This window comes from Paenibacillus sp. NPDC058898 (assembly GCF_049316025.1).
Lineage (GTDB): Bacteria > Bacillota > Bacilli > Paenibacillales > Paenibacillaceae > Paenibacillus_AQ.
The window spans coordinates 78,307-89,864 of the sequence record NZ_JBMOSM010000002.1 but is presented as its reverse complement, the minus strand read 5'-3'; the positions used below and the strand labels follow the sequence as shown (position 1 = coordinate 89,864).

The following is an 11,558-nucleotide window of genomic DNA, read 5'->3' as shown; positions in this document are numbered from 1 at the left end:
GCTTAGAAAATTCTGATGAAACGTAGATGATGAGTTGTATGCAAGAAAGCTCTCATCTTGTAACATCGCTCTTTCGCTGTCGATAAAAATTGATCGGAGCATATAGAATCTGGTTAAGGAAAGGTAACAAAATGACCAAAAAATCCACTGTTTTTATATCGCTTCTTGTTGTACTTATTTCAATTCTAATGACTTTCATTTTACTCCCAAAATCGAATGAGGCTACCACTCCTAATAACTCCGTTACCCTGACATTAGATGAACATACAGACTCAGTTATTTGGAAAGATCTTATTAAGCTCATGGTTGGACAACAAGATGGTCCGACAGAACATGTGAGCATTCGAAACCATTCGGAAATAACGAACAAAGAAAGTATACACCTGCCAATTGGTCAGGCTACATTAATTAGATTTCTACATGGTGGTTCGGCAGCTTATCCAGCTCCGGATAAAGTATTTTATTTGATATATATTCAGAAACCCGTTAAAGAAAAGTCGGAGGAATTAATAAGAACTTATTATATTGAAGGAGAAGTTATAGGCGATAGTGAAATAGAAGCGAAAGAAGAACTCATAAAATTAGCACATGCTTGGAAGGTTGAGTAGAAAATATCGTATTTGTGTGTATGAATCGATACTATGATAGTAACAAGAAAGGAACCTTATGGAGATCTATGGAGAACACGTAATCTTATCTAGAATCACAAACGAAGACTTGGATTTTATATGCAGGATTGAATGCGATCGAGATTTATGGCAGTTTGAAGAATCCATACCGACCGACGAACAAGTTGTTCGAAGCACCTATCTGGAGAAAATCAATGAGGGAAACGAAACAAGCTATGATTTTATCGTTCGTTTAGTGAATGATGGGAATAGAACTCCAATCGGACTCGCTCAAGTGTGGAGTTATATCGACTACAGGAAGAGTTGGGAATTGGGATTCGCGATCCTCCCTCAACATGGCGGACAGGGGTACGGAAGTGAGGCTGCTCAGCTCCTTTTGAAATTTGCTTTTGAACAGCTGCATGCGCATAAAGTGGTTGGTATGTGCAATTCGCAAAATGCGCGATCTGCAGCTCTTATGGAGCATATCGGTATGACTCAAGAAGCTGTTTTTAAAGAAGAGCTTTTTTGGAAGGGAGAGTGGACGGATCAGTTCTATTACTCCATTCTTGAAAGAGAGTTTTTTTAAGGTAAAACAGTTGTAGGAAAGACTAGTTGAGCTCCCGGACGGGAACTTCATGATGATCGTACAAGAATTGAACAATCATATCGGAGGGGGAGAGAACATGATACAATCCATTGTCCATATCGCCTTAGTCGTGAAGGACTATGATGAGGCTATCGCATTTTATACCGAAAAGCTGAATTTCACCTTGATTGAAGATACATACCAGCCTGAACAAGATAAACGTTGGGTGGTCGTAGCACCTGCCGGCTCGGTCGGCACGACGATATTGCTTGCCAAGGCGTCCAAGCCGGAGCAAGAGCCATTTATAGGCAACCAATCGGGCGGCAGGGTGTTCCTATTCTTAAACACGGATGATTTCTGGAGAGATTATCGTGAAATGGTATCGCGGGGAATTGAGTTTGTAAGAGAGCCCAAAGAAGCGGATTACGGCATGGTGGCGGTATTCAAGGATTTATACGGGAACCTGTGGGATTTGCTGGAGTTGAAGGAAGATCATCCATTGATGAAACGGACGAAGTAATCGGTATCATATCGATCGTATATTCAAGAAACTACAAGGAGGAAGCAGCAGATGTCTAAAATTCTCAATGTGATTGTCATTGCAGCGCATCCGGATGAACCTGAAATCTATGCTGGCGCGATCTCGGCAGCTTACGCGGAGATGGGGCATCGGGTGAAGTTTGTAACGTTAACCGATGGATGCTGTGGTCATCATGAAATGAGCGGGCAGCAGCTGGTCGAACGTCGGATTCAAGAAGCGCAAGAGGCAGCAAAATGTCTTGGGGTACTGGAATACGTCGTTCTACCCATTCCCGATGGCGAATTGATGCCAACGCCCGAAGTACGCAAGGAAGTGATCCGTCAAATTCGTGGCTGGGAGGCTGATATCGTCATTACGTTCCATCCGGACGGTCCCGGTCATGTGGATAACCGCAATGTCGGGAAGGTAGTGCGGGATGCGGCAGATTTTGTTGCGAACGTACCTAATGCCGTCCCTGAAGTGCCGTCATTGAAGAAATCGCCGATATTTCTGCTGATGCCGGATTATGCAGCACGGGCGACGTATCAATCAGATATTGTCTTCGATGCAGGAAGCGTCATCGAGAAGAAATTGCTGGCCTGTGATGCCCACGCTTCCCAATTCTATGAGTTTGCACCTTGGCAGGGCGGTTTCTTGGATGCGGTACCGAATACCTGGGAAGAGAAGCGGGACTTTATTCTGAAGTATTGGGATCGGTTCCTGAGCGTCTCGAACGAAATGCTGCCCTCACTTGCGAAGCAATATGGCCAAGACCATGCAGCCAGCGTACAATATGCAGAGCCTTTCGAAATTGCTGAATATGGCAGAAGACCGAATGAAGCTGAAATGAAGGTTTTGTTCCCGATGTTAACCGGTACTCATGTGTAATCTATTCTTGGTTAGATCAGAAATAAAAGAGCGGATTCCTTTCTCAGGGAAATCCGCTTTCTTTTATGATCCGAAAAATAGGCTTACACCTTCTCCAAAGGTGATTCTACAACCGGACAGAACTCGGGATTCGTCGAACTTAAGCGTTCGGCAAATTGCGGCTGGAGCTTGGCAAGCTCCGTATAATAACTTCCGATCACGTGGTTTCCGCTCACCGACCCATTCTGGAAGGTCAAGGGCCATTGGGTATGCACATGGCTGTAATAGAATTTCTTCTCTCGTTTTGGCATCTTGTAGATATGAGGCGGGGCGTGCGTTACGACGTCAAACAGGTTAGCAATGCGGCAGCTGCTTCGAACATATTTGGCAAAGACCTTGGCAAAATCGGGATCTCCCACACGAGGGGACCCATAGGTAAACACATAAGGGTATTGGTGGTCCGTGTTGGCGGCCACATCGACTGCGCATAAGGTTGCGAGCGCTCCTCCAAGGCTGTGGCCGGTAATGAACAGTGTCTTGTGGGTAGGAAGTTGGTTAAGTGCCGACATAATCTGGCCGCGAGCAGAGGCGTATATGTTAGTGAAACCGCGGTGTGTGAGAGAAGAGTCCTTAATATATTTGAAGTTTTTTTGGGAGGCGATGGCATCTGAGATCCAGTTTGTCGTGGAACTGGTGCCCCGAAAGGCGATAATAATTTCATCCGGTGACTCTAGAATAAACCCAAAGCGCTCGGACACGCTGATTAAGGAGTTCGCCTCAATGGTGTCATAAAGCGAATAATTTAGCGGAAGGACAAATGAGCCGTCCGTATTGGTGAATTGTGTATAGGTCTGTCCGCAGATCGCTGCCAAGAAAATGGCCCATTGTTCTCGTTCCATGTTCGTACCCATGCACATCCCGCCCTTCTGTTCTCCTACACTATATTAGGGTGTGGAAGGAAAGGTGCCTATACGCCTAAGAATGGCATATTTGCCATCAAGCTCAAGCCTATACACAGGATTTTATGATTAGAAGGTTTGGGTAGAACCAAGTTATATGGTACGATTCAATAGACGTTCTTGGTCGACCGGTGCATATGAGCATGCACATCATCAGAGTGTACTTTAATGATACAGAGAGCAGGGTTATATAGAATGACGGACAATATTCAACAACGCTTCCGTTACAGTGAAGCACCCATTTGGGAACTACAGCGGAATTATTACGAAGAACTGGGGATGAAAGCCTGGAATAATGATCAGGTTCCACAGTATATTACGAGCAACCCTATGATTGCTACAGCTTACGCCGAAATTATATTCGGATTCCTTCGGGACCGCGCCGATCAAGGTGATCTCAACGAAACTGTAACAATTCTGGAATTGGGAGCCGGAGCCGGGCGCCTCGGTTATCATGTGCTGCACAAGCTGTGCGAGCTGAGAGATTTTGCGGGTATAGCACTGCCCCCTTTCCGCTATGTCATGACCGATCTGCCGATTAAAAATGTTACAGCATGGAATCAACATCCTGCCATGCAATCCTATATTGAACAGGGACTGCTGGACTTCGCGAGGTTCGATGCCGTGCATGACACGGAATTGAACCTGGTGGTATCGAAGACAACGATACGTCCTGGAGATCTGAAGCAGCCGCTGCTGGTTGTTGCTAACTACTTTTTTGACGGCATTCCGCAAGAACTGATTTATGTGGGGGAAGGCAAGATTTATGAGAGCGATGTTGTCATCGAATTTCCGGAGCAGCACAACAAGCTCAAGCCAGCTGAAGTACTGGAACGAATGAAACTGGCATACGAGCACCGCCGTGCACCCAGATTCGAGGAAGACACCTACCCGTACCGCGATGTGATTGACCACTACCAGCAAGAGCTGGAGGATTCGCATATCCTGTTTCCAGAGGTGGGTTTGACCTGCATGGAGCGTCTGAATCAGTTATCAACGTCGGGTTTTATGCTTCTCACAGCGGATAAAGGAGATCATCATATCGATAATTGGAAGTTCGCCGAACCGCCGCAATTAATTTTCCATGGCAGCTTCTCTCTAACAGCAAATTATCATGCGTTTCAGTATGTGTTTGAGCAAAGGGGCGCAGAGGCGATTTTCCCCACGCAGCATTATAAAAATATTAACATCGGCTGTATCCTCATGCTGGAAGCACCCACGAGTTATGCCAATACTCGGATCGCTTACCGCCAATTTATCGAACGCTTCGGACCGGATGAATTCTTCAGTATGAAGGAATGGATCGACCGGAATATTGAGAGCATGGGCATACAGCAAATTTTGTCTTTTTGGCGATTGGGCGGGTATGACGCCGAGTTCTTCATTCAAAGCGCGAAACGCATCTCGAATCTGCTGCCGGATGCCAATGACGAAGAAATACTGGATATCCGAACAGGCATATATAAGATGTGGTCATCGTACTATGTGATGGAGCAGCGTTATGATCTGGCATTGGACGCGGGGCTGGTGCTGTTCGAGATGGATATGTACGAGGATGCGAGGTTCTTCCTGAAGGAATCCGTGGAGACGGATGAAGACGAGCCGGTGCCAACGGTTTTATATTGCTTGGCGATCTGCTGCTATGAGCTTGGCCTTGACGAGGAGGCTTTGGAATACACGCGTGAGGCGCTTGTTCTGGAACCCGATCATGAAGAGGCCTTGGCACTGTTGAAATGTTTTGAGTAAAACACGCATTTCTTAATGTTTGCGAAGGAAGTTACATGTTTTTCTCAGAATTGCATAGAAACGACGCACGCGACCCGGCCTCTGAGATTACAATAAGGCTGGGTCGTTCTGTATTTTGAACCTGATCCACTTACGATCCCAATCGTACAGATGGCCCTGCGAAGATTGTAGTAGTGGAGTATAATGTATAAGGATATTTACGTAAGGATGCTGACAGAAAAACATACAACGATAGGTGAAAAACATGAGAATAGCTTTTTTTGATTCAGGTTTAGGCGGTTTAACGGTGTTATCGGCGGCTATGAAGAAGCTGCCGCATGAAGACTTTTTGTTTTATGCGGACACCCTCCATGTGCCATATGGTACCAAAGACAAGGAAGACGTGAAATCTTACATCCATCATGCGATGGAAACGATCATGAAGGAAGAAGTTAAAGCCATCGTCGTTGCATGCAACACGGCTACAAGCATGGCGATTTCCGATCTGAGGAAGGCTTATCCGATCCCAGTCATCGGGATGGAGCCGGCCGTAAAGCCGGCTGTCGAAATCAATCGTTCCAGCGGGAAGCGAATCCTGGTGCTTGCTACGCCGCTGACCTTAAAGGAATCGAAGTACAGGGATTTGGTTCGACGAGTCGATAGCATGCATATCGTGGACTCCCTGCCTCTGCCGGAGCTGGTAGAGCACTGTGAGGCTTTGAATTTCGATCAAAAGGTCATGAATGCTTACTTTACCAAGCAATTCGAATCCTTCGATATGAATGAGTATGGAACCATCGTCTTGGGCTGTACCCACTATCCTTTTTACAAAAGAATCTTATCGGATCTGCTGCCGGATCACATTCGCATGATAGATGGCAGTAAAGGAACCGTGAACAGGCTCATTCAGGTATTAAGTGACAAGGATCTGCTCAGCTCCAGCGGGCGTCAGGATGTTAAGCTATTAAATTCGTGCAACTCCATGGAGTACACAGAGAAGATGAAGAAGGCACTGAGCACTTATAGAGAAATAGAGGGGTAGGGAAACTGGTGGAGATTGGCTTTCTACCCAATCATTTCAAGGACGAGGTCGTGGTCAAAAGGTTCCTGCTATAAGGAGCGTCATGAGAGGAAGTGAGTGAAATATATGTATATGATCTCGGCCGTTTTGTATTTCCTCACGCATCACCCGATCTGGTCATTTTTGATAATCTTATTCTTCAGCTTTGCCATGGGTATCCTCCTATCGATATGGCGTAACGCCATTCTTATTCCGCCCAAGGGTGAAGTTTTCGTTGCCAAATATGTTCCAGGTTTCGAGGGTAATATCCTCATCATGAGCGACAAGTCAGATTATGGGAAGAAATGGGTACTCAATAAAGACCTGAAACCAGTTGCAAAAGCCGAAGCCCAGCTTGCAACAAGCCCCACCAATCCGACATTCATATCAGAATATCGCTTGGCACTTCAGGCGTTCATCGAAAAGCACCGTGATGGGCCCGATCCAGATCTAATACGGTCAGTATAGGCAAAAACTCGAGGCGCTTGAGGCGATGGAACGCGAGCGGCAGCCTTAGCATATGGAAGGATTCTAGCCATCTTCATCATCTTCAGTGCAGCGCTTGTGCTGCATAAATGGACGGGAAACGAGAGCAAAATAGAGTGATTCAGCAGGCTGTTGGCGATCGGAGCCTTGTAGTGACATCTATCTTGCATTCATTAGTTTACTCGTTTCCTAAATTCGTCGGTAGAGTTCAATTACATATAAATTCTCCATATCCTGTCAGGCTTGGTTGTAGCATAATAGCCGATATACGTTTAATTATGAAACGCTTGTGTTTGGCAGGCAAGGAGGTTGCAAGATGAAAGAACAAGAGGATATCATTAAAAGATCTTGGGATGAATGGTCAGACTCGTGGTATGTAGGATATCGGACCGAAGAGGTCATAGCCAACATCATCAAACAACCGGAATCCGCATTTCATCCTACAACGTTCTCCATGATCATGAAGGCTTTCCCAGACCTGCGGGGCAAAAGGATATGTGTTCCTTCAAGTGGAGACAATCATGCTGTGTTTGCTTTTCATCTCATGGGGGCTAAGGTTACTTCGTGTGACATTTCGGAACGACAGCTGGAGAATAGCTCGGTTATAGCAGAGAAATACAGATGGGATATTGAGTTCATCTGTGACGATACCATGAAGCTGAGTTGCATCAAGAGTGATGAATATGATTTCGTCTACACCTCGAATGGGGTCCATGTATGGATTCATGATTTGAATTCGATGTATACCCAGATCCATGGAATTCTTAAACTAGACGGGACGTACATGATGTTTGACATTCATCCGTTTATGCGTCCATTTGGAACCAGCTCTACAGAGAAGATCCTAGTGGTGAATCCATATGATTCTACGGGACCTTTTGGAGAAATACCGACGTATAAGTGGCGTATTCAAGATATATTGAACGCCATGATGTCATCCGGTTTGAACGTAAAACATATGGAAGAAATGTTCGCAGTGGACGGCAGATTCTGAGTGGATGAATCCAAAGACGAGGCTAGCCGTTTGTCAGATCAAGAGCTGGAAGATTTCCGCAACTGGCAACTGAACCCGCTTGCAGCGCTTCCTCAGTGGCTATCGATTTATGCAACGAAATAAAATAATAAGACGACGTTTGACCCGACCTGAGAAGAGCATGATCTAAAGGACGGGTTATGTCGTTTGAAAGGGACTTTCTATGAGTGATCCGTTCCAGAACCTAGTTTCATATACTCAAGCCTCTCAGGAAAAGTATGGTGCTTCTGCCTCCGCTTTGTTCATCATTCAAGATGCTCATGTCGCAACGGAATGGTATTCTGGTCAGCATCATTTTAAGAGCGGGGCATTGCCGGTAACCGGGGATTCTATGTTTAATCTATATTCCATCAGAAAGTCATACGTTGGTATGGCAACGGCCATTGCGGTTACAGAAGGGAGCATCTCCATCGATACGGTTGTCTCTGATATCGTTAAGGATATGCCAACAAGCGATTTAAAAGGAGTGACCATCCGCGATTTAGCAACCAAAACCAATGCCAAATACTTTGGTCCCCAGCGAATCGAACGCGAGGAAGTCGCAGGAAAACTAATAAAAGCGATAACAGGCAAGACGATCTCTCAATTAATAACAGAACGCGTATTTAAACCACTGGAGCTGAACCATTCGGAGTGGGTGTCTGTGCCATACTCCAATTTAGTATGTGATTTTCAGGCTGCGGAGGGGTATGCATCCATTCGAATAGAATCCGATGAAGGCCACGACCGAAATTTGTATGCGAGCGCCAAAGATTTGGCGATGTGGGGATACCTGCATCTACACCAAGGAGCCGTTCATAATCAACAACTCCTATCTAATGAAGTATTTCGTTTGATTAACCAATTAAGAGCTGAAACTCAAGATCAGCACCGGATTTTTGGATGGTATTTTCAAGAAAAATGGTTTTACGCTTCCGGAGCCGCCGGGTGTCATTGCGTAGTTATTCCTGAATTCAATGCGGTAGGGGTTCGGATGCTAAACAAATATACAGAGAATTATAGTGAAGATCAGACCATGTTTAATGAAACATTTTACGAGTGTTTGGGGTTATATTTCCATGAAAAAGATTAAGCTTGGCATGATCGGTAGCGGCCATGTCAGCAATCGTTATTTTGAACAGGCGGCAATGCTTGAAGGTGTGCAGATTGTAGCAACATACTCCAGACATTTGGAGAATGCGAAGAAGAAGGCAGCGGCATATGGAATTCGCGGGTGGTATGATGATTATCGACTCATGCTGGAACGAGAAGATTTGGATGGTGTAGTGGTTACGACTCCTCATTCCATGCATGCTGAGCCCGTGCTGGCTGCGCTGGAACAGGGATTGCCTGTTCTGAACGAGAAACCGATGGCGACCACATTTGAAGATTGTAAGCGTATGGTTACGCTCGCAGAGGGGAAGGGGCTGATTTTCATGAGCCTGCCTTTTGACTTGAACCCCGTCTTTCTAGCTGCTGCCGATTTCATTGATGAGCGTTACATTGGAAAAATCACAGGAGCGGAAGCACAACTCTCCCTTCCCGGCCCATGGCGCGATAACTGGTATTATGATAAATCTATAGCGCATGGGGGTGCGGTACTGGATTGCCTGGCTTATCCTGTTAGCCGTCTGATTGGTTTGTTAGGCCCCGCTGCAAGTGTGATGGCTGAAGTCAACACGCTGATTCCCAATCGCATCGTTGGTGATGGTAAGAAGGTGAACAGCGATGTGGATGATAATGTCACCCTCATCCTTCAATTTGCAGGTGGGCAGCATGCCGTTATTCGGTCGTTATGGGGAATGTCCTTCAAGCAGAATAATACACTGATCTACGGACGAAAAGGCACTATAGCTATGAATGACGGTGGATATCCTTTGGTTGTTCACACGTTGGGAGACGCTGTTCCAGATGCGGAGCCAGTCAATTGGCGGGGGAATGAGAACTGTTATGTGCCGTATCGTCAAATTGCGGAACAACGTGATGAGAGTGTTATTGCCCATTTTGTTCGCTGCCTTCGTACGGGTGAACAGCCCGTCCAGTCTGCGAAACAGCAGCTGCATGTGCACGAGATTCTGTTCGGTGCCTATCAATCTGCGGAATCCGGTGGGCGGTACGCATTGACGACAACTTTTACGCCAGCGGTAAAATTGGACCCGCACATATGGGATACTCGTAGCCGTTTTGTGTAGAAGGAATTAAAGGCTTCTCATTCGGATATATAATCCTGATGCAAGAAAGGACTGGAGAATTGAAATTAAAATTATTTTTCATTCTAATGTTAGTTATCCTTGTTGGTTGTAATAAAGAGGATGATGGGGTCGTCATAGAAATCCATAAAGAACAGCATATTAATTACTTGGAGGATTACGGATGGAGCATTGATAGATTTGCGTCCGAAACAAAATACGCTGCTCATACTTTACAATCCTTTAAGTCGCATGTGAAAGATATTAAAGAATTGGGTCATGTGGACCTGAAACCATTTTTGGATAAAGAGGTTATCGAAACAGGGTATATTCTGCAAGAAAAAACAATGACTTACAATCAGATTGTGGGATATATACTGGAGTCAGGCAATGAATCATTGGAGGGTATTTGGTATTTAATCATGAGGCAAAACAAGCTGATGGAACATTGAACATCGATCAAAGTAATATGAATCCTATTCTTCATCGCAAGGAGTTGGGTAGTGATGATCCGCCTTCGCATAGCAAGACGATGCGATCGGGATGATTTTTTATTTTCCTTAATTGATAAACCGGGGACGTACGCATCGATGTTACCCGATAACAAATATTATTAGAGATCAATCTAAGAACGGAAAGGATGCATTCTACATATGATCGGTTTGATTATTATCATTATGATAGTCGGCTTGGCCGGGATTATCAGCAATCAGTATTCTGCTCTGAGAAGGATGGAGCGCATGCAGCGTTCATTGGATGAGCTTAACACAAGAATACAAGAGGTTAACCATCATCCTAAACAGTGATATTTTTTTTCATTGAGCGTAGCTAGTCTTGCTAACCAGCAGAGAAGGAATGAGCGTATTCGCCTTAATTCAGATCAATGTGGGAGTATGATATGAACCCTTTTAAACATTCAAAAAAAGAAATCAGAACGAAGTTTGAGATCGATTTGCTGCACCAGGCACAAGCCAAAGAACCTACGAAACCACCACATCCTTGGAGTCATGAGGTTATCATTCCAGCTGCGGGGTGCATTGCGTGCGGATGGGATGCCGATGAGAACCTTGTTCTGATCAGCAGCTCCGGTTACAGCATTACACAGGCCAGAACCGGATACCGGCTGCACAGAGACCAGGATCCTAATGTAACGGATGATCATATTAGCGATAATTACTTGGATTTTCGTATTCCGCAGAACGGACAGGACATTTCTATTTTTGGATTTGAGTCTGGAGACGGGATTCATATCACGAACGATGGCTGGATGCTGGAAGTCATTTACCCCTGGTGGCCAAGGGCTTCCGTAGTCTTGGATCGGGTGTTTGTCCCTAACTATGAATATCTCAAACATGCCGCGATAATCGATTTGAACCGGCTGGATGGGAAAATAAAATGCGGTTTTTCCCCGTCTGGTCAACATTTCGTTATTCTGGGGTCTGGTGGTGCGCTCTTGTACTCGAGGGAGTAGTTGCTTGGAGTGACTATACATTGATAGCATTAGAGAGAGGTCATCATGTCTAAACAAAGTCTTAGAGATTTG

General features: G+C 45.3%; 14 protein-coding genes. 13 read left to right on the top strand and 1 reads right to left on the bottom strand.

The genetic code is table 11. From position 1 onward, the window contains the following. Positions 1–131 precede the first annotated feature (131 nt). The 4 genes from ACOZB4_RS04555 to ACOZB4_RS04540 all read left to right on the top strand — a co-directional run bounded on the left by ACOZB4_RS04555 (position 132) and on the right by ACOZB4_RS04540 (position 2,605). Positions 132–608 carry a hypothetical protein gene (locus tag ACOZB4_RS04555; protein WP_379407119.1) on the top strand — a complete coding sequence of 159 codons (477 nt, stop codon included), beginning with the start codon at positions 132–134 and terminating at the stop codon, positions 606–608. A gap of 58 nt (positions 609–666) precedes the next feature. Beyond that, on the top strand, positions 667–1,197 hold the full coding sequence (locus tag ACOZB4_RS04550; protein WP_379407120.1) for a GNAT family N-acetyltransferase: 531 nt from the start codon (positions 667–669) through the stop codon (positions 1,195–1,197). Between the two features lie 97 nt (positions 1,198–1,294). Next, on the top strand, positions 1,295–1,717 hold the full coding sequence (locus tag ACOZB4_RS04545) for a VOC family protein (protein WP_379407208.1): 423 nt from the start codon (positions 1,295–1,297) through the stop codon (positions 1,715–1,717). Between the two features lie 51 nt (positions 1,718–1,768). Continuing rightward, on the top strand, positions 1,769–2,605 hold the full coding sequence (locus ACOZB4_RS04540; RefSeq protein WP_379407121.1) for a PIG-L deacetylase family protein: 837 nt from the start codon (positions 1,769–1,771) through the stop codon (positions 2,603–2,605). An 83-nt stretch (positions 2,606–2,688) separates the two neighbouring features. Here the strand turns inward: ACOZB4_RS04540 and ACOZB4_RS04535 are convergent, their stop codons facing one another. Continuing rightward, positions 2,689–3,483 carry a lipase family protein gene (locus ACOZB4_RS04535; RefSeq protein ID WP_379407122.1) on the bottom strand — a complete coding sequence of 265 codons (795 nt, stop codon included), beginning with the start codon at positions 3,481–3,483 and terminating at the stop codon, positions 2,689–2,691. A 255-nt stretch (positions 3,484–3,738) separates the two neighbouring features. Between ACOZB4_RS04535 and ACOZB4_RS04530 the strand changes: the two genes are divergently transcribed. The 9 genes from ACOZB4_RS04530 (at position 3,739) to ACOZB4_RS04490 (ending at position 11,486) form a co-directional block, all read left to right on the top strand. Then, on the top strand, positions 3,739–5,289 hold the full coding sequence (locus tag ACOZB4_RS04530) for a tetratricopeptide repeat protein (protein WP_379407123.1): 1,551 nt from the start codon (positions 3,739–3,741) through the stop codon (positions 5,287–5,289). Between the two features lie 244 nt (positions 5,290–5,533). After that, complete coding sequence (gene murI / locus ACOZB4_RS04525; protein ID WP_379407209.1) at positions 5,534–6,310, top strand: glutamate racemase; 777 nt, start codon at positions 5,534–5,536, stop codon at positions 6,308–6,310. Between the two features lie 96 nt (positions 6,311–6,406). After that, the gene (locus tag ACOZB4_RS04520; protein ID WP_422759486.1) at positions 6,407–6,796 is read left to right on the top strand and encodes a hypothetical protein; all 390 of its coding nucleotides are present in this window, start codon (positions 6,407–6,409) and stop codon (positions 6,794–6,796) included. 334 nt (positions 6,797–7,130) lie between these two features. Next, complete coding sequence (locus tag ACOZB4_RS04515; protein WP_379407125.1) at positions 7,131–7,808, top strand: class I SAM-dependent methyltransferase; 678 nt, start codon at positions 7,131–7,133, stop codon at positions 7,806–7,808. 202 nt (positions 7,809–8,010) lie between these two features. Further along, a complete protein-coding gene (locus tag ACOZB4_RS04510; protein ID WP_379407127.1) occupies positions 8,011–8,919 on the top strand; it encodes a serine hydrolase domain-containing protein in 909 nt (302 codons plus the stop codon). After that, positions 8,906–10,018, top strand: a complete 1,113-nt coding sequence (locus tag ACOZB4_RS04505; RefSeq protein WP_379407128.1) for a Gfo/Idh/MocA family protein — start codon at positions 8,906–8,908, stop codon at positions 10,016–10,018. Before ACOZB4_RS04510 ends, ACOZB4_RS04505 begins: the two co-directional genes overlap by 14 nt. 38 nt (positions 10,019–10,056) lie before the next feature. Continuing rightward, complete coding sequence (locus ACOZB4_RS04500) at positions 10,057–10,467, top strand: DUF4830 domain-containing protein (RefSeq protein ID WP_379407129.1); 411 nt, start codon at positions 10,057–10,059, stop codon at positions 10,465–10,467. Positions 10,468–10,677: 210 nt separating this feature from the next. Next, complete coding sequence (locus tag ACOZB4_RS04495; protein WP_422759523.1) at positions 10,678–10,821, top strand: hypothetical protein; 144 nt, start codon at positions 10,678–10,680, stop codon at positions 10,819–10,821. Between the two features lie 92 nt (positions 10,822–10,913). Continuing rightward, the gene (locus ACOZB4_RS04490; RefSeq protein ID WP_379407131.1) at positions 10,914–11,486 is read left to right on the top strand and encodes a hypothetical protein; all 573 of its coding nucleotides are present in this window, start codon (positions 10,914–10,916) and stop codon (positions 11,484–11,486) included. Positions 11,487–11,558: the final 72 nt, after the last annotated feature.

Excerpts from the sequence above, each read along its gene's own strand:
- ACOZB4_RS04505 (WP_379407128.1), top strand. The coding sequence starts at position 8,906 with ATGAAAAAGATTAAGCTTGGCATGATCGGTAGCGGCCATGTCAGCAAT.
- ACOZB4_RS04490 (WP_379407131.1), top strand. The coding sequence starts at position 10,914 with ATGAACCCTTTTAAACATTCAAAAAAAGAAATCAGAACGAAGTTTGAG.
- ACOZB4_RS04530 (WP_379407123.1), top strand. The coding sequence starts at position 3,739 with ATGACGGACAATATTCAACAACGCTTCCGTTACAGTGAAGCACCCATT.
- ACOZB4_RS04515 (WP_379407125.1), top strand. The coding sequence starts at position 7,131 with ATGAAAGAACAAGAGGATATCATTAAAAGATCTTGGGATGAATGGTCA.
- ACOZB4_RS04535 (WP_379407122.1), bottom strand. The coding sequence starts at position 3,483 with ATGGAACGAGAACAATGGGCCATTTTCTTGGCAGCGATCTGCGGACAG.
- ACOZB4_RS04545 (WP_379407208.1), top strand. The coding sequence starts at position 1,295 with ATGATACAATCCATTGTCCATATCGCCTTAGTCGTGAAGGACTATGAT.
- murI (WP_379407209.1), top strand. The coding sequence starts at position 5,534 with ATGAGAATAGCTTTTTTTGATTCAGGTTTAGGCGGTTTAACGGTGTTA.
- ACOZB4_RS04555 (WP_379407119.1), top strand. The coding sequence starts at position 132 with ATGACCAAAAAATCCACTGTTTTTATATCGCTTCTTGTTGTACTTATT.
- ACOZB4_RS04510 (WP_379407127.1), top strand. The coding sequence starts at position 8,011 with ATGAGTGATCCGTTCCAGAACCTAGTTTCATATACTCAAGCCTCTCAG.
- ACOZB4_RS04500 (WP_379407129.1), top strand. The coding sequence starts at position 10,057 with ATGCAAGAAAGGACTGGAGAATTGAAATTAAAATTATTTTTCATTCTA.
- ACOZB4_RS04550 (WP_379407120.1), top strand. The coding sequence starts at position 667 with ATGGAGATCTATGGAGAACACGTAATCTTATCTAGAATCACAAACGAA.
- ACOZB4_RS04540 (WP_379407121.1), top strand. The coding sequence starts at position 1,769 with ATGTCTAAAATTCTCAATGTGATTGTCATTGCAGCGCATCCGGATGAA.